This is a genomic window from Halomonas sp. A11-A (genome assembly GCF_003182195.1).
Taxonomy (GTDB): Bacteria; Pseudomonadota; Gammaproteobacteria; order Pseudomonadales; family Halomonadaceae; genus Halomonas; species Halomonas alkalicola.
Genome location: NZ_QGTM01000002.1, coordinates 133,021 through 148,845 on the forward strand (window position 1 = coordinate 133,021; position 15,825 = coordinate 148,845).

Consider the following 15,825-nt stretch of genomic DNA (forward strand, 5'->3'; position numbering starts at 1 on the left):
AGCGCCGACCGACATGCAAGACGCCGTGACCTTCGACCCCCGCGACACCGACGCCGGGACTCCCGCCGCGGGGGGCTCCCCGCAGCAGGAGGCCCCCTCGCCGCTCCTCGATGCCCTGGATGCCCGGGGCAGGCGCGAGTTCAACAAGCTCCAGAAGCGCCTGCGCCGCCAGGTCGGCAATGCCATCATCGATTACGGCATGATCCACGAGGGCGACAGGGTGATGGTCTGCCTCTCCGGCGGCAAGGACAGCTACACCCTGCTCTCGATCCTGCGCAGCCTGCAGCGCAACGCCCCGATCGACTTCTCGCTGGTGGCGGTCAACCTCGACCAGAAGCAGCCCGGTTTCCCCGAGCAGGTGCTGCCCGAGTACCTCGAGTCCATCGGCGTCGAGTACCATATCCTCGAGCGCGACACCTACTCGGTGGTCAAGGAGAAGACGCCGGAGGGCAAGACCACCTGCGCGCTCTGCTCGCGGCTGCGCCGCGGCTCCCTCTACGGCTTCGCCGCGGAGATCGGCGCCACCAAGATTGCCCTGGGCCACCATCGCGAGGACATCCTCGAGACGCTGTTCCTCAACCTCTTCTTCGGCGGTAGCCTCAAGGCCATGCCCCCCAAGCTGCTCTCCGACGACGGCAAGAACATCCTGATCCGCCCGCTGGCCTACTGCCGCGAGGCGGATATCGCCGAGTTTGCCCGGCTGATGGCGTTCCCGATCATCCCCTGTAACCTGTGCGGCTCCCAGCCCAACCTGCAGCGCCAGGTGGTCAAGGAGATGCTCGCCGAATGGGAGAAGAAACACCCCGGGCGCCTGGAGAGCATGTTCAAGGCGGTGACCAACGTGGCGCCGTCGCAGCTGGCCGACCGCGAGCTGTTCGACTTCGCGGGGCTCGAGGAGACACAGGCGCGACGGCAGGCCAGCCGCATCGAACTTTTCAATGAATAGGGGCTACTTGGCCCCTTCCTCCTCGGCAACCTGAATCAGCGACTCCAGGTCGAGGATATGCACCTCGCGGCCCGAGACCTCCACCAGGCCCTGGCTCTGGAAGCGGCCCAGGATGCGGCTGACGGTCTCCACCGCCAGGCCCAGGTAGTTGCCGATATCGGCCCGGGACATGGAGAGCCGGAAGCTGTAGGGGGAGTAGCCGCGCCGGCGGAAGCGGTCGGAGAGGCTGGTGAAGAAGCTGGCCAGGCGCTGGTCGGCGGTCTTGCGTGAGAGCAGGCGCATCATGCGACGGTCGTCGCGCAGCTCCTTGCTCATGCTGCGATAGAGCTGGCCGCGCAACTCGGGGAGGGACTCCGACAGCTGGTCCAGGCGATCGAAGGGAATCTCGCACACGGTGGTGGTCTCCAGGGCCACCACGCTGCCGGGATACTGCTCCTCGTCGATGCCGTCCAGCCCCACCAGCTCGCTGGGCAGGTAGAAGTTGGTCAGCTGGTCGTCGCCGCTGCCCTCGGTGGTCACCTGTTTGAGGCTGCCCGAGCGCACCGCATAGACGCTGGTGAAGGGACTGTTCTGGCGGAACAGGGTCTCGCCCTTCTTGAGGGGGGCGCGCCGGCGGATGATGGCGTCGAACTGGTCCATGTCCTGAACCTCGAGGGCCAGCGGCAGGCAGAGCGAGCTCAGGCTGCAGGTCTGGCAGCGAGTCTCGTGCAGTACAGAGTGCCGCCGTCCGGTCAGGCTATCGGCCATGGCCGCCTCCTCCTTGATCATGAGCATGCCGGCCATTATGGGGGAAACTTCGGGCAGGGCAAACCACCTCCAAGGAGGTAGGCCCGTCCGCCCCGTCACGCCGCCGGGGTGGCCGCGGGGTCCAAGGCGGCGAGCAGCTGGGTCAGGCCCCAGAGCCCGTCGGGGGTCACCCGTAGGCGCTCGCCGTGGCGCTCGAGCAGCCCCGCTTCGCAGAAGGGGGCGAGGCGCTCGAGGGAACCGGCCAGGGCCGCGCCGGCGTCGCGCCCATGGGCCTGCGAGAGTGCGGCCGGGTCCAGTTCGCGCCGACAGGCGAGCGCCTCGATGGCATCCCGGTGCAGGCGGTCGACCGCGTCCAGCCGGTGGGCGGCGCCGGCGGGCAGCTGGCTGGCGTCCAGCGCCGCCTCGTAGTCGGCCAGGCTCAGGGCGTTGCGGGTCAGGGTATCGCCGACCCGGCTGAGGGCGGCGACTCCGAGGCCGACCTGGTCGCCGGGCGGGTAGGGGGTGTAGCCCTGCAGGTCGCGGGCCAGGTGGCCCTCCCCCAGGGCCTGGGCCAGGCTGTCATCGGGGCGGGCAAACTGACCGAGCCCGATATGCACGTAGCCGGCGTCATCCAGCCGCTGGCGAGCCGCCGCGAGGATCGCCAGGCGGGTGGCGGCGTCGGGCAGGTCCTCGGCGTCGATCTCGCGCTGGGGGCGGTAGCGCGCCGGCAGATGGGCGTAGCGGCGCAGGGTGATGCGCGCCGGGGTCATGGCGATCACCTGCTCCACGGTTTCGCCGAAGCCGTGGGGGGTCTGCAGCGGCAGGCCCACGGTCAGGTCGAGGTTGAGGGAGTGGAAGCCGAGGCGTTCGGCCTCGTCCACCAGGGACTCGGTCAGCACCCGGGGCTGGACCCGGTTGATTGCCTTCTGGACGCGCAGGTCGAGCTCCTGGACGCCGAGGCTCAGGCGGTTGAAGCCCAGTGCCTGCAGGTGGCGCAGGGTGAAGACATCGGCCTCGCGGGGGGCGATCTCGATGCTGAAGTCGCGCTCTCGGGCGCCGGACAGCCCGAAGCGGGCGTCGAGGCGATCGAACAGGTCGCCCATCTGGTCCAAGGAGAGGAAGGCGGGGGCGCCGCCGCCCCAGTGCAGGCGCTGCACGGCCGGGAGGCGGCCCAGCAGGCGGCTCACCAGCACCATCTCGCGGTCGAGCCGCGTGAGGTAGGGCTCGGCCTGGCGGCTGTCCCGTGAGGGTACCCGCTGGGAGGCGCAGAAGCGGTAGGCCTGCCGGCAGAAGGGCAGGCGCACGTGCAGCGCCAGCGGCGCGCCGGGGGAGCGCTCGGTCAGGGCCCGGGTCAGCGCCGCGGGGCCGCCCCCCGTCGCCAGGCGAGCGGCGTCGGGGTAGGTGAGGTAGTGCGATCCGTCGTGGTCATGGTACTGCGTCGAGGGCCTGCCGCCGGCAGTCCAGGATGGCCCGGCGCGATCGTTGCGTGTCGCCTGAACAGGCATGACGGCGCTCCCGGCTATGGGTGTGCTCTCCATACTAGGGCGGCTTGGCGCCGGCGGCGTTGAGCTGCGTCAATCCGGCGTGGAATAGTGCCGAATCAGCCGTGACCCTGTGCGGGCAGCATCAGCCACAGCTGCCACAGGGCGAAGGCGATGATCGACAGCGCGGCGATGCTGCGGGTGGCCCGGTGACGAATCAGCCCCCCCAGCTGGCGCGCCGCCAGGCCGGTGGCGAGCAGCGCCGGCAGGGTGCCGAGGCCGAAGGCGCCCATCAGGGCGGCCCCCTTGAGCGGGTCGGCCATGGCCAGGCTCCAGGCCAGCATCGAGTAGACCAGCCCACAGGGCAGCCAGCCCCACACCGCGCCGAGCGCCACGGCCTGGGGCGCCCTCACCACCGGCATCAGACGCCGGCCCACCGGCTCCAGGTGGCGCCACAGCCGCCTGCCCAGCGCCTCGACCCGCAGCAGCCCCTTCCACCAGTCGGCGATATAGAGCGCCATCAGGATCAGCATCACGGCGGCAAGGCCCTGCAGGAGGAGGCGCATGCCGGGGGTGAGGCTGAGCAGGGTGCCGAGGGCGGCGGCCAGGGCGCCGGCCACCATGTAGCTCCCGATGCGCCCCAGGTTGTAGCCCAGCAGCAGGCCCGCGAGGCGCGCCGGGGAGCGCATGCTGGGGGGCACGGCGAAGGTCAGGGCACTCATGATGCCGCCGCACATGCCGATGCAGTGGGCGCCCCCCAGCAGGCCGAAGACGAAGGCCGCCGCGAGGGGCGGCAGGCCGAGACCGGTGGGGTCCATCAGGGCTCCGGGTCGGCGTCGCGGCGCTCCTGCGCGGCGCGCTCGCGGGCCTCGCGGCGCCGCTGGCGCTCCTCGGGGGGGAGGTCGTTCTCGTCCTCGTCAAAGAGGATGCGGTGGGCGGGGCCCTCCAGGTCCTCGAACTGGTCGTGCTTGACCGCCCAGAAGAAGGCCCAGACGGCCAGGCCCAGCAGGGTCAGCGACAGCGGGATCAGCAGGTAGAGAATGCTCATGGGGTCACCCGGTCTGGTTCAGGGGATGGCGTCGGCAGCGGGGCGGCGGGCATGGCGCGGCTGCGGAAGCGGTTGAGGCGCAGGGCGTTGCCCACCACCACCAGGGAGCTGGCCGACATGCCCATGGCGGCCAGCCAAGGGGGCACCAGCCCCACGGCGGCGATGGGCATGGCGGTGAAGTTGTAGCACACCGACCAGATCATGTTCTGGCGCATCACCCGGCGGGTGGCGCGGCTGATCTCGACCGCCTCGACGATGCGTGACAGGCGCGGGCTGAGCAGGATGGCATCGGCGCTGGTGCGTGCCAGGTCGGTGGCGCCGTTCATGGCGATGGCCACGTCGGCACCGGCCAGCACCGGCACGTCGTTGATGCCGTCCCCGACCATGGCGACCTTCTCGCCCGCGGCCTGGCACTCGCGGATGCGCTCAAGCTTCGCCTCGGGGCTGGCGCCGCCGCGCCAGGTGGGGATGTCGAGACGCCGGGCGAGGTCGCCGGCGGCCTCGGGGGTGTCGCCGGAGAGCAGCTCGACCGCAAGGCCCAGCGCCTTGAGCGCTGCCACGGTGTCGGCGGCATCCTCGCGGATGCGGTCCTGCAGGGCGAACCAGGCCCGCGGCTCGCCCTCCTCGGCGAGCAGCAGCCACTGCCCCCTGCCGGGGGGAGCGAGGTCGGCCTCGGGGGCCGCAAACGCCGGCTTGCCGAGCCGCCAGCGGCGGCCGTCGAGGGTGCCCTCGAGGCCCTGGCCGGTGCGGCTGGCCATCTCGGAGGCGTGCACCGTGGCCAGCCGGTAGGGATGGAAGGCCCGGGCGATGGGGTGCTCGGAGCGCGCCTCCAGGGCGGCCGCCAGGGTGCGCGCCCGCTCGGCATCGAACCCGCCCAGGGGGCGCGTCTCCACCAGCGTCATCTGGCCGCTGGTCAGGGTGCCGGTCTTGTCGAGGATCACCCGGTCGACCTGGGAGAGCGCCTCGATGGCATCGGCGCGGGTCACCAGCACGCCGCGGCGGCGCAGCTGGCCATGGCCGGCGGTGAGCGCGGTAGGGGTGGCCAGGGCCAGGGCGCAGGGGCAGGTGACCACCAGCACCGAGAGCATGATCCAGGGCATGCGCGCCGGGTCGATGAACCACCAGGCGATGGTGACGACGGCGGTGACCACCAGCAGGCGCAGCACGAAGAGGTGGGCCATGCGCGCCGCCATCTGCGCCAGGCGCGGGCGGCTGGCGAAGGCGCGGTCGGTGAGGTCGACGATGCCGGCGACGCGGGCGTCGCGTCCGGCGTGGGTGACGCGCACCACCAGGGGGCTCTCGATGTTCTGGCTGCCACCGGTGACGGTGTCGCCCAGGCGCCGGGTCACCGGCAGGTACTCGCCGGTCAGCATGGACTCGTCGAGGCTCGATTCACCGTCCTCGATCACCCCGTCGGCGGGCACGCCGTGACCGGGCTTGACCAGTACGCGGTCGCCGGCGGCCAGCTCGCTGGCCGGGAGGATGCGCTCCTCCCCCTCGTCGGTGAGGCGAATGGCCGAGAGCGGCAGGGCGCCGGCCATGGCGTTGCCGCTGTGGCCGCTGCGGCGTCGGGCGCGGGCCTCCACGTAGCGTCCGAAGAGCAGGAAGAAGGTGAACATCGCCGCCGAATCGAAGTAGACCTCGCCCTTGCCGGTGATCACCGCATAGCCGCTGGCGGCGTAGGCGAAGCCGATGGCCAGGGAGACCGGCACGTCCATGCCTAGCACCCTGGTGCGCAGGTCGCGCACGGCGTTGCGGAAGAAGGGTGCCGCCGAGAAGAACACCACCGGGGTGGTCAGGGCGAAGGAGAGCCAGTGGAAGAGGGCGTGGAAGTCCTCGCTGATGCCCTCGGGGCCGGCCACGTAGATGGGGATGGAGAACATCATCACCTGGGCCATGCCCACCGCGGCGATGATCAACCGGCGCACGTTCATGCGCTCCTCGTGCTGCAGGCGCGCCTGGGCCTCGTCGGGCTCGTAGGGCTGGGCCTGATAGCCGATGGCGGCCATCTCGGCCAGGATCCGCGACAGCTTGACCGCCTCGGGGTCCCAGCTCACCCGCACCCGGTGGTGGGTCAGGTTGACGGCGCTGGAGGCGACGCCGGGCAGGGCATTGAGGCGGTGCTCGATCAGCCAGGCGCAGGCCGCACAGGTGATGCCGTCCACCGCCAGGGTGGCGTGGACCCGGCCACTGTCGTCGCCTTCCGCGTGCACGAACTGGCGCTGCAGCCCCGGGTCGTCGAACACCGCCCAGGTCTCGGCGCGCACGGTGTCGCGCTCGTCGGGGCGTTCCGGCAGCTCGGTGCGGAAGCGGTAGTAGCTCGCCAGGCCGCCATCGACGATGGCGTGGGCCACCGCCTCGCAGCCGGGGCAGCAGAGCGGCTGGCGGGTGTCATCGAGGGTGATCGACCAGGGGGCGCCGGGGGGAACCCGGCTGCCGCAGTGATAGCACTCCGCCGAGCCGACAGCGACAGCGTCACTCATGGGCGCAGGAGTCCTTGCCGCTCAGGCATGTCAGGTGTCGCCGTCGGGCGCGGCCCGGCCGGGGGTCAGGCGCACGGACTCCTCCTCGGGGAAGCGTGCCTCGCCCACCAGGCGCCACTCGGGCTCGTCACTCTGGGGCTGCAGCTGCAGGTACCAGCGGTAGCGCAGGTTGTCGGGGGCCTGGCCCAGGTAGCGACCGTCGCGCACGTGTTCCAGGGTAAGCTCGATGTCGCGGTCGTCCTGGGTGGGGAAGATCAGCTCGAAGTCGAGCCTCTCGGGGAAGCCGTTGCCGCCCTCCAGGTCGACGACCACGTCGCTGGTGAGCGGGTCGATGCGCAGGCTGGCGGAGAGCCCCAGTTCGGCGGCGCGCTCCTGCTTGGCCAGCACCATGTTGATGGCGCGGCCATGTTCGTAGTAGTCCTCCTGCACCATGCCGTCGGCGCTCCTCACGGCCAGCACCGCCAGGGTGCTGCTGGCGGTGATCGAGGTGAACAGGAGGCCGAGCAGCAGCCAGGGCCAGAACTGCTTGTACCAGGGGGTCACGGTGTTGGACATGTCATCTCCGGATCTCGCCGATGAAGCGGGTCTCGCGCTCCATGGCGATGCGTGGGTGGTCATCGGCCTCGATGCGCAGGGTGATGGGGTGGCTGGGGCGCTCGATCACCGCCGGGTCGGCAGTGATCGTCACCACGGCGCGGCGGCTGTCGCCGGCGGGCACCGTGAGGCGCTCGGTATCCAGGGCCAGCCCCGGCAGGCCCGAGGCCTCCAGGCGATAGCTGTGTTCCTGGCCGTCCAGGTTGCGCACCATCAGCACATAGACATTGCTAAGCCGGCCCTCGCGGGTCAGCTGGTAGAGCTGGGTACGTTCGCGCTCCACCTCGAAGCCCAGCGGCATGCGGTCGGTCACGGCCCAGGCGAAGACCCCGATCATCACCAGCAGCGCCGCCAGGTAGCCCATCAGGCGCGGCCGCAGGATATGGGTGGGCTTGCCCTCCAGGGCGTTCTCGGTGGTGTAGCGGATCAGGCCGCGGGGGTAGCCCATGCGGTCCATCACGCTGTCGCAGGCGTCGATGCAGGCCGCGCAGGTGATGCATTCGTACTGCAGGCCGTCGCGGATGTCGATGCCGGTGGGGCAGACCTGCACGCAGAGGTCGCAGTCGATGCAGTCGCCGTGGCCGGCGGCCCGGGCCTGCTCATGGGTGAGCGTTTTCTTGCGGGCCCCGCGCGGCTCGCCGCGCCCCGTGTCGTAGGAGACGATCAGGGTGTCGCGGTCGAACATCACCGACTGGAAGCGGGCGTAGGGGCACATGTAGATGCACACCTGCTCGCGCAGCCAGCCGGCATTGAGGTAGGTGAAGACCAGGAAGAAGCCGACCCAGAAGTAGGACCAGCCGTGGGCCTGCAGGGTCGGCAGGTCGACCACCAGCTGGCGAATCGGCGTGAAGTAGCCGACGAAGGTCACCCCGGTGGCCAGGGCGATGACCAGCCAGATGGCGTGCTTGGCGCCCTTGCGCCACAGCGTGTCGGCGCTCATGGGCTGGCTGTCGAGCTTGATGCGTCGGTTGCGGCTCCCCTCCAGGCGGTGCTCGAACCAGATGAACAGGAAGGTCCAGACGCTCTGCGGGCAGGTGTAGCCGCACCAGACGCGGCCGGCGAACACCGTGATGAAGAAGAGTCCGAAGGCGCAGATGATCAGCAGCCAGGAGAGCAGCATGAACTCCTGGGGATAGAAGGTGGCGGCCAGGATATGGAATTCGCGGCCGGGCAGGTCGAACCAGATCGCCGGACGGTCCCCCCAGGGGATCCAGGGCATCACGAAGAACAGCAGCATCAGGGCCCAGTTGGCGCCGCGCCTCACCCGCTGGAAGAGCCCCTTGATCTCCCGCACATAGATATGGCGCCGCTTGGCGTACATCTCCTGCTGCACCGTGGCGCCGGGCGCATGGTGCTCGACCGGTGACGGTGTGACATCGCGGGCGGGGATCTTGTCGCTCATGGCAGGCTCACGGCAGGGAGGAGGGGAGGGCCGGCGCTGATCTTGCGGCACTCATTGTATCGAGTCGCCGGGCCAACGAGAAAGGGTGCGACCTGACGCCGCACCCTTCCGCTGGTTCCTGGCTCTCGGGTCAGTCCCGGAAGCGCAGGCTGTAGACGTAGGCGGCCACCAGGTGGACGCGCTCCTCGCCGATGTAGGCTGCCTGGGCCGGCATGTGGCCGTTGCGGCCGTTGCGCAGGGTCTGGCGCACGGAGTCTGCCACGCTCTGACCGGGTGCCTGGTAGAGCCAGATATCGTTGGTCAGATTGGGCGCACCCAGCGCCTGGTTGCCGGTGCCGTCGGGCATGTGGCAGGCCGCGCAGACCGAGGCGTAGGTAGTGGCGCCGCGCTCGGCGCGCTCCTCGTCATGCTCCAGGCCGGAGAGGGCGAGGACATGCTGGGTGACGTTCTCGATGTTGGTCTCGCCGAGCTGCTGCCAGGAAGGCATCAGGCCGTTGCGGCCCCGCACCAGGGTCTGGACGATCTGCTCGGGCTCGCCGCCGTAGAGCCAGTCGTCGTTGGTCAGGTTGGGGAAGCCGTAGCCGCCCTGGGCGTTGGAGCCGTGGCACACCGCGCAGTTGTTGAGGTAGATGCGCTCGGCCACCTGCATGGCGTCGGCGTCGCGAGCCAGCTCGGGGATCGGGATCTCCTGGTACTGGGCGAAGATCGGCGTGAAGCGCTCCTCGGCGCGGGCGACCTCCTCTTCCCACTGCCCCTCCTGGGTCCAGCCCAGCACGCCGGCGAAGTTGCCGAGGCCGGGGTAGAGCACCAGGTAGCCCAGCGCGAAGATCACGGTGCCCACGTAGAGCTGGAACCACCAGCGCGGCAGCGGGTTGTCGTACTCCTCGATGCCATCGGCGGCGTGTCCGGTGGTCTCGATGTTGCCATCGGCGTCGGGGATCTTGTCGGTCTTGCGGTTGGCGTAGAGCAGCCAGAAGGCAAGGCCGATGGAGCCCAGCGTGATGACGATGATCCAGGCGCTCCAGAACCCGGAAAGGGAGTCACCCCAGAGATTGTTCATGTGTTCCTGTCTCCCTTGCTCTTGCGGGAATCCGCCCCGTTCGGCGAGGCGCTCCTGTCACGGTTCGGTTGCTCATCATCATCGGCGAAGGGCAGGTGGGCCGCCTCGTCGAAATCCGGCTTGCGCCGCTTCGAGTAGGCCCACCAGGTGATGCCGAGGAAGGCCACGATCAGCAAGCCGGTGATAATGCCGCGGAAAGTCCCGGTATCCATGCTCAGCGGGTTCCCTCGAGTACCGTGCCGAGCTGCTGGAGGTAGGCGATCAGCGCGGTGATCTCCTGCTGGCCGCGCACCTCGCGGGTGGCGTTGGCGATGTCCTCGTCGGTATAGGGCACGCCTACCATGCGCAGCGCCTCCATCTTTCTCGGCGTGCTGCTGCCGTCCAGGGTGCGCTCGAAGAGCCACGGGTAGGCGGGCATGATCGACTCGGGCACCACGTCGCGCGGGTTGTACATGTGGGCACGGTGCCAGTCATCGCTGTAGCGGCCGCCGACGCGGGCCAGGTCCGGGCCGGTGCGCTTGGAGCCCCACAGGAAGTTGTGGTCGTAGACCGACTCGCCGGCCACGCTGTAGTGGCCGTAGCGCTCGGTCTCGGCGCGGAACGGGCGGATCATCTGCGAGTGGCAGCCGACGCAGCCCTCGCGGCGATAGATGTCGCGGCCTTCCAGTTCCAGGGCGGAGAGCGGACGCAGCCCGTCCACCGGCTCCGTGGTCTGCTTCTGGAAGAACAGCGGCACGACCTCGGCCAGGCCGCCGAAGCTGATGACGACAAGGATCAGCACGGCGAGCAGGCCAACGTTCTTTTCGACAATCTCGTGTTTCATTGGTGTCGGTATCCCCGGTTGGCTCAGGCAGTCTGCGGAAGCGGCTGACGAGCGCCTTCGCCGCGCTTGACGGTCATGGTGACGTTGTAGGCCATGATCAGCATGCCCACGACCCAGCACAGGCCGCCGATCAGGCGCACGATGTAGCCCGGGCCGCTGGCCTCGACGGACTCGATGAAGGTGTACATCAGGGTGCCGTCGGGGTTGATGGCGCGCCACATCAGGCCCTGCAGGATGCCGTTGACCCACATGGAGGCGATATAGAGCACGGTGCCGATGGTGGCCAGCCAGAAGTGCACGGCGATCAGGCCCACGGAGTGCATCTCGGTGCGGCCGAACAGGCGCGGGATCAGGTGATACATGGAGCCGATGGTGATCATCGCCACCCAGCCCAGGGCGCCGGCGTGCACGTGACCGATGGTCCAGTCGGTGTAGTGGGAGAGGGCGTTGACGGTCTTCACCGCCATCATCGGTCCCTCGAAGGTGGACATGCCGTAGAAGGAGAGGGCCACCACCAGGAAGCGCAGGGTCGGGTCGGTGCGCAGCTTATGCCAGGCGCCGGAGAGGGTCATCATGCCGTTGATCATGCCGCCCCAGGAGGGCGCGAGCAGGATGATCGACATCACCATGCCCAGCGACTGGGCCCAGTTGGGCAGGGCGGTGTAGTGCAGGTGGTGCGGCCCGGCCCACATGTAGACCATGATCAGCGACCAGAAATGCACGATGGAGAGACGGTAGGAGTAGACCGGACGCTCGGCCTGCTTGGGCACGAAGTAGTACATCATCCCCAGGAAGCCGGCGGTCAGGAAGAAGCCCACCGCGTTGTGGCCGTACCACCACTGCACCATGGCGTCGATGGCGCCGGCGTAGATGGAGACCGAGTACATGGCGGTGACCGGGATGGCGGCGTTGTTGACGATGTGCAGCACCGCGACGGTCAGGATAAAGGCGGCGAAGAACCAGTTGGCCACGTAGATGTGGGAGGTCTTGCGCTGCTTGATGGTCATCAGGAAGACGAGGGCATAGGTGACCCACACCACGGCGAGCAGGATGTTGATCGGCCACTCCAGCTCGGCGTACTCCTTGGTGGTGGTGTAGCCCAGCGGCAGGGTGATCACCGCGGACAGGATCACCGCCTGCCAGCCCCAGAAGGTGAAGGCGGCCAGCTTATCGGACCACAGGCGGGTTTGACAGGTCCGCTGAACCACGTAGTAGGAGGTGGCGAACAGCGCGGAACCCCCGAAGGCAAAGATCACGGCATTGGTGTGCAGCGGCCGCAGGCGGCCGAAGCTGGTCCAGGGCAGATCGAGGTTGAGTTGCGGCCATACCAGTTGTGCGGCGAGGATGACGCCGAGGAGCATGCCGACGATGCCCCACACTACTGTCATGATCGCGAACTGCCGAACTACCTTGTAGTTGTAGGTCGGGTGTTCCAGTGCTGTGCTCATGTCAGATTCCCATCGAACGCGGTAGCAGGGTAGTGGGTTTGGAACTACGGAAGCTGCGCCAGTTTGCCACGGACCCAGCGCCCCAAGAAATGATGCAGGTCAAGACGGTCGGGATTCTAGCGTAGCCCGCCTCAATCCTGAACACGCCAATCGGTGTAGTCGGAGAACTCACGGGGAGATCCCTTGTCACATTATGCCGCTCAGGATTACGAGCCCATTACCTCGGCCCTCTGTCGCGAGCGCCTGCTCGAGGGGGAGCGTGGCCGCTGGCAGTTGCCCGAGGGCCCTCTGGAAGTGCGCGGCGAGGCCCGTGTCGGACGCCTGCTGATGGCCCATGGCGCGGGCGCCGGCCAGGATTCCACGTTTCTGGAACGCCTCCGCGATGCCCTGGCCGAGCGCGGGGTCCAGACCCTGGCCATCGAGTTCGCCTACCTGCAGCAGATGCGCCGTGAGGCGCGCCGTCGACCACCCCCGCGGGTCGAGCGCCTGGTGGAAGAGCTGGCCCGCTGGTGCGACATTCTGACACACCATGCGCTTCCCCCGCTGTGGCTCGGCGGCAAGTCCATGGGCGGCCGCGTGGCGAGCCTGCTGGCGGCCCGCGATGGTGCCCCGGGGTTGATCCTGTGCGGCTACCCCTTCCATCCGCCGCGCAAGCCCGAGTCGCTGCGTCTCGCCCACTGGCCGCTGATTGCCTCTCCCACCCTGGTAGTGCAGGGCAGCCGCGACCCCTTCGGCAACCGCGACGAGATCGCCGGCTACGACCTGGGTGGTGCCCGGGTCCACTTGCTCGAGGATGGCGACCACGACTGGCAGCCGCGGCGCGCCAGCGGGCGTACCCAGGTATCGCTGATCGACGAGGCCGCCGAGGCGATCGCCGGGTTCATGGCCGAGCACGCCTGACCTTGGGCTTGTCGAGGGGCAAGTCGATGAAATGCCGGCAAATGGTGGTTGCCGAGGGGGTGGGCAAAAAGCGTTGACATTGGCCGGCACCCCTGTAGAATTCAGCGCCACGTGACCAGGGGTGGTTAGCTCAGCTGGGAGAGCACCAGCCTTACAAGCTGGGGGTCACAGGTTCGAACCCTGTACCACCCACCATTGCCCTCGGGCGGTCGTGGATCACGCAGAAAGCACGCAGCGGACCGGTAGTTCAGTTGGTTAGAATGCCGGCCTGTCACGCCGGAGGTCGCGGGTTCGAGTCCCGTCCGGTCCGCCAACGTGTTTTCGCCAGGTGTCATCTTGCGGACCGGTAGTTCAGTTGGTTAGAATGCCGGCCTGTCACGCCGGAGGTCGCGGGTTCGAGTCCCGTCCGGTCCGCCACGATGATGGCCTGACAGCAGTAGAAAGTTGCAGCACGCTTTGCAGTTCACGTGGGTGATTAGCTCAGTTGGTTAGAGCACCAGCCTCACATGCTGGGGGTCACTGGTTCGAATCCGGTATCACCCACCACGCGGACCGGTAGTTCAGTTGGTTAGAATGCCGGCCTGTCACGCCGGAGGTCGCGGGTTCGAGTCCCGTCCGGTCCGCCAACTGCTGCAAGTGTTTCTGCCCGTGCATGTTCATGCACACGACTTCTCGAAGCCCCGAGCCCAGCCGCTCGGGGCTTCGTCGTTTCTGCCTCCTCCCTCGTTTCTGCCCCCGTCGCTCGTTCCTGCCCCCTTGTTCCTCTGCCGTTTCCTGCATCGGGCTTTGCGCCTTCGCGCCCGCTGTCATACAGTTGTTTGAATTTGGATCAAGAACAAGGAGCATGCCGTGACTGCCTACCCTCATCTCTTCCGTCCCCTGACGCTGGGCCACCTGACGCTGCCCAATCGGGTGCTGATGGGCTCCATGCATACCAACCTGGAGGAGGCACCCGGCGGCTTCGAGCGCCTGGCCGCCTTCTATGCCGAGCGGGCCCGGGAGGGGGTGGCGCTGATCGTCACCGGCGGCATCGCCCCCAACCCCGAGGGTGCCGTCTTCCAGGGCGCCGCCACCCTGGAGCGGGAGGCGCAGCTGCCCGATCATCGCCGCCTGGTGGAGGCGGTTCACGCCGAGGGCGGGCGTCTCTGCCTGCAGATCCTGCATGCCGGGCGCTACGCCTATTCGCCGGAGCTGGTGGCCCCCTCGGCGATCCAGGCGCCCATCAACCCCTTCACGCCTCGGGAGCTCTCCGCCGACGAGGTGGAGCAGCAGATCGCCGACTATGTGCGCTGTGCCAGCCTGGCGCAGCAGGCCGGCTACGACGGCGTGGAGGTGATGGGCTCCGAGGGCTACCTGATCAACCAGTTCGTCTGCCGGCGCACCAACCGGCGCGATGATGCCTGGGGCGGGGCCTTCGAGAATCGCATCCGCTTCCCGGTGGAGATCGTGCGGCGCATGCGCGCGGCGGTGGGCGACGATTTCCTGATCATCTTCCGCCTCTCCATGATCGACCTGGTGGAGGAGGGCAGCACCCATGAGGAGGTGGTGGCCCTGGGGCGCGCCATCGAGGCCGCCGGCGCCAGCCTGATCAATACCGGTATCGGCTGGCACGAGGCGCGGGTGCCGACCATCGTCACCAGCGTGCCGCGGGCGGCCTTCACCGAGGTGACCCGCCGGCTGAAGGCCGAGCTCTCGGTGCCGCTGATCACCACTAACCGCATCAACATGCCGGAGGTGGCCGAGCGGGTGCTGGCCGAGGGTCATGCGGACATGGTCTCCATGGCGCGCCCATTCCTGGCCGACCCGGCCTGGGTCACCAAGGCCGCCGAGGGCCGGGCCGAGGAGATCAACACCTGCATCGCCTGCAACCAGGCCTGCCTGGACCATACCTTCGAGGGCAAGGCGACCTCCTGCCTGGTCAATCCGCGCGCCGGCCACGAGACCGAGCTCGTGATCGAGCCCTCCCGCGCGCCGCGGCGCATCGCCGTGGTGGGGGGCGGTCCGGCGGGGCTGGCGGCCGCAGTGACCGCCGCTCAGCGTGGCCATGCGGTGACCCTGTTCGAGCGCGGTTCCGAGCTGGGCGGGCAGTTCAACTACGCGCGCCGTATCCCCGGCAAGGAGGAGTTCGACGAGACCCTGCGCTACTTCCGGGTGATGCTCGACAGGCACCGGGTGCAGGTGCGCCTCAGCTGCGAGGCGGACCTCCAGGCGCTGCGCGACTTCGATGCGGTGGTGCTGGCCAGCGGGGTGCGCCCGCGCGCCCTGGCGCTTCCCGGCAGTGACCACCCCAAGGTGATGGGTTATCCCACGGCGATCCTGCACCCGGAGCGGGTCGGGCGGCGGGTGGCGATCATCGGCGCCGGCGGGATCGGCTTCGATGTGGCGGAGCTGCTCACCCAGGGCGCGTCCTCGTCGCTGGACCGCGAGGCCTGGTGCGACGAGTGGGGCGTGGATCTCTCGGTCGCCATGCCGGGCGGGCTCAAGGCGCCGCGCCGCCCCGAGGTGCCACGCCAGGTCTTCCTGCTGCAGCGCAAAGCCTCCAAGCCCGGCCGCGGCCTAGGCAAGACCACCGGCTGGGTGCATCGCGCCTCGCTCAAGCATCGCGGCGTCGAGACGCTGGCCGGCTGCGAGTACCTGGGTATCGACGATGACGGCCTGCATGTCCGTCAGGCGGGCGAGGTCCGCCTGCTGGCGGTGGACAGCGTGGTGGTCTGTGCCGGTCAGGAGTCGGTGCGCGAGCTGCTCGACCCGCTGCAGGCGTCGGGCATCGAGGTGCACCTGATCGGCGGCGCCGAGGAGGCCGCCGAGCTGGATGCCAAGCGTGCCATCGATCAGGGCACCCGGGTGTCGGCTGCCCTCTAGTCCCTCTAGCCCCGGGCGCTTCGCGCCTCCCTCCAGGGCCCGCCGAGCCGTC

Annotated in this window: 14 protein-coding genes and 5 tRNA genes; 8 read left to right on the forward strand and 11 right to left on the reverse strand. The window is 69.0% G+C overall.

Features of this window, described 5'->3' with window-relative positions:
• The first annotated feature begins 13 nt into the window (after nucleotides 1–13).
• The gene (gene ttcA / locus DER72_RS02735; protein ID WP_110068476.1) at nucleotides 14–946 is read left to right on the forward strand and encodes a tRNA 2-thiocytidine(32) synthetase TtcA; all 933 of its coding nucleotides are present in this window, start codon (nucleotides 14–16) and stop codon (nucleotides 944–946) included.
• Nucleotides 947–949: 3 nt separating this feature from the next.
• On the opposite strand, the gene fnr is transcribed toward ttcA, so the two are convergent.
• From fnr to ccoN, 11 genes are all read right to left on the reverse strand, one after another.
• Nucleotides 950–1,693 (reverse strand): fumarate/nitrate reduction transcriptional regulator Fnr, encoded by a 744-nt coding sequence (gene fnr / locus DER72_RS02740; RefSeq protein ID WP_110068582.1) that lies wholly within the window; start codon nucleotides 1,691–1,693, stop codon nucleotides 950–952.
• A 95-nt stretch (nucleotides 1,694–1,788) separates the two neighbouring features.
• Nucleotides 1,789–3,177 carry an oxygen-independent coproporphyrinogen III oxidase gene (hemN, locus tag DER72_RS02745; protein WP_181395589.1) on the reverse strand — a complete coding sequence of 463 codons (1,389 nt, stop codon included), beginning with the start codon at nucleotides 3,175–3,177 and terminating at the stop codon, nucleotides 1,789–1,791.
• A gap of 95 nt (nucleotides 3,178–3,272) precedes the next feature.
• Nucleotides 3,273–3,971, reverse strand: a complete 699-nt coding sequence (locus DER72_RS02750) for a sulfite exporter TauE/SafE family protein (RefSeq protein WP_110068478.1) — start codon at nucleotides 3,969–3,971, stop codon at nucleotides 3,273–3,275.
• Nucleotides 3,971–4,201: a cbb3-type cytochrome oxidase assembly protein CcoS gene (ccoS, locus tag DER72_RS02755; RefSeq protein WP_110068479.1), complete on the reverse strand. Its 231-nt coding sequence runs from the start codon at nucleotides 4,199–4,201 to the stop codon at nucleotides 3,971–3,973. Before ccoS ends, DER72_RS02750 begins: the two co-directional genes overlap by 1 nt.
• Entirely contained in the window at nucleotides 4,198–6,684 is a 2,487-nt protein-coding gene (locus DER72_RS02760) for a heavy metal translocating P-type ATPase (RefSeq protein ID WP_110068480.1), read from the reverse strand. The genes ccoS and DER72_RS02760 overlap by 4 nt, the downstream gene beginning before the upstream one ends.
• Before the next feature lie 30 nt (nucleotides 6,685–6,714).
• The gene (locus DER72_RS02765; protein WP_110068481.1) at nucleotides 6,715–7,239 is read right to left on the reverse strand and encodes a FixH family protein; all 525 of its coding nucleotides are present in this window, start codon (nucleotides 7,237–7,239) and stop codon (nucleotides 6,715–6,717) included.
• Nucleotide 7,240: 1 nt separating this feature from the next.
• Complete coding sequence (gene ccoG / locus DER72_RS02770; protein ID WP_110068482.1) at nucleotides 7,241–8,680, reverse strand: cytochrome c oxidase accessory protein CcoG; 1,440 nt, start codon at nucleotides 8,678–8,680, stop codon at nucleotides 7,241–7,243.
• A gap of 130 nt (nucleotides 8,681–8,810) precedes the next feature.
• The gene (ccoP, locus tag DER72_RS02775; protein ID WP_110068483.1) at nucleotides 8,811–9,740 is read right to left on the reverse strand and encodes a cytochrome-c oxidase, cbb3-type subunit III; all 930 of its coding nucleotides are present in this window, start codon (nucleotides 9,738–9,740) and stop codon (nucleotides 8,811–8,813) included.
• Nucleotides 9,737–9,952 carry a cbb3-type cytochrome c oxidase subunit 3 gene (locus DER72_RS02780; protein ID WP_110068484.1) on the reverse strand — a complete coding sequence of 72 codons (216 nt, stop codon included), beginning with the start codon at nucleotides 9,950–9,952 and terminating at the stop codon, nucleotides 9,737–9,739. Before DER72_RS02780 ends, ccoP begins: the two co-directional genes overlap by 4 nt.
• Before the next feature lie 2 nt (nucleotides 9,953–9,954).
• The gene (gene ccoO / locus DER72_RS02785) at nucleotides 9,955–10,563 is read right to left on the reverse strand and encodes a cytochrome-c oxidase, cbb3-type subunit II (RefSeq protein ID WP_110068485.1); all 609 of its coding nucleotides are present in this window, start codon (nucleotides 10,561–10,563) and stop codon (nucleotides 9,955–9,957) included.
• A 23-nt stretch (nucleotides 10,564–10,586) separates the two neighbouring features.
• Nucleotides 10,587–12,011 carry a cytochrome-c oxidase, cbb3-type subunit I gene (ccoN, locus tag DER72_RS02790; protein ID WP_110068486.1) on the reverse strand — a complete coding sequence of 475 codons (1,425 nt, stop codon included), beginning with the start codon at nucleotides 12,009–12,011 and terminating at the stop codon, nucleotides 10,587–10,589.
• Nucleotides 12,012–12,194: 183 nt separating this feature from the next.
• Here ccoN and DER72_RS02795 point away from each other — a divergent pair, with 183 nt between their 5' ends.
• The 7 genes from DER72_RS02795 (at nucleotide 12,195) to DER72_RS02825 (ending at nucleotide 15,773) form a co-directional block, all read left to right on the forward strand.
• Nucleotides 12,195–12,911, forward strand: coding sequence for an alpha/beta family hydrolase (locus DER72_RS02795; RefSeq protein WP_258306168.1), 717 nt, complete (start codon nucleotides 12,195–12,197; stop codon nucleotides 12,909–12,911).
• 119 nt (nucleotides 12,912–13,030) lie between these two features.
• A tRNA-Val gene (locus DER72_RS02800) sits at nucleotides 13,031–13,106 on the forward strand.
• Between the two features lie 41 nt (nucleotides 13,107–13,147).
• A tRNA-Asp gene (locus DER72_RS02805) sits at nucleotides 13,148–13,224 on the forward strand.
• A 27-nt stretch (nucleotides 13,225–13,251) separates the two neighbouring features.
• Nucleotides 13,252–13,328 (forward strand) — tRNA-Asp (locus DER72_RS02810).
• Nucleotides 13,329–13,380: 52 nt separating this feature from the next.
• Nucleotides 13,381–13,457 (forward strand) — tRNA-Val (locus tag DER72_RS02815).
• Nucleotides 13,458–13,460: 3 nt separating this feature from the next.
• A tRNA-Asp gene (locus DER72_RS02820) sits at nucleotides 13,461–13,537 on the forward strand.
• Nucleotides 13,538–13,760: 223 nt separating this feature from the next.
• A complete protein-coding gene (locus tag DER72_RS02825) occupies nucleotides 13,761–15,773 on the forward strand; it encodes an NADPH-dependent 2,4-dienoyl-CoA reductase (protein ID WP_181395590.1) in 2,013 nt (670 codons plus the stop codon).
• Nucleotides 15,774–15,825: the final 52 nt, after the last annotated feature.

Coding starts and splice junctions, on each gene's coding strand:
- ttcA (WP_110068476.1), top strand. CDS start 14: ATGCAAGACGCCGTGACCTTCGACCCCCGCGACACCGACGCCGGGACT.
- fnr (WP_110068582.1), bottom strand. CDS start 1,693: ATGGCCGATAGCCTGACCGGACGGCGGCACTCTGTACTGCACGAGACT.
- hemN (WP_181395589.1), bottom strand. CDS start 3,177: ATGCCTGTTCAGGCGACACGCAACGATCGCGCCGGGCCATCCTGGACT.
- DER72_RS02750 (WP_110068478.1), bottom strand. CDS start 3,971: ATGGACCCCACCGGTCTCGGCCTGCCGCCCCTCGCGGCGGCCTTCGTC.
- ccoS (WP_110068479.1), bottom strand. CDS start 4,201: ATGAGCATTCTCTACCTGCTGATCCCGCTGTCGCTGACCCTGCTGGGC.
- DER72_RS02760 (WP_110068480.1), bottom strand. CDS start 6,684: ATGAGTGACGCTGTCGCTGTCGGCTCGGCGGAGTGCTATCACTGCGGC.
- DER72_RS02765 (WP_110068481.1), bottom strand. CDS start 7,239: ATGTCCAACACCGTGACCCCCTGGTACAAGCAGTTCTGGCCCTGGCTG.
- ccoG (WP_110068482.1), bottom strand. CDS start 8,680: ATGAGCGACAAGATCCCCGCCCGCGATGTCACACCGTCACCGGTCGAG.
- ccoP (WP_110068483.1), bottom strand. CDS start 9,740: ATGAACAATCTCTGGGGTGACTCCCTTTCCGGGTTCTGGAGCGCCTGG.
- DER72_RS02780 (WP_110068484.1), bottom strand. CDS start 9,952: ATGGATACCGGGACTTTCCGCGGCATTATCACCGGCTTGCTGATCGTG.
- ccoO (WP_110068485.1), bottom strand. CDS start 10,563: ATGAAACACGAGATTGTCGAAAAGAACGTTGGCCTGCTCGCCGTGCTG.
- ccoN (WP_110068486.1), bottom strand. CDS start 12,011: ATGAGCACAGCACTGGAACACCCGACCTACAACTACAAGGTAGTTCGG.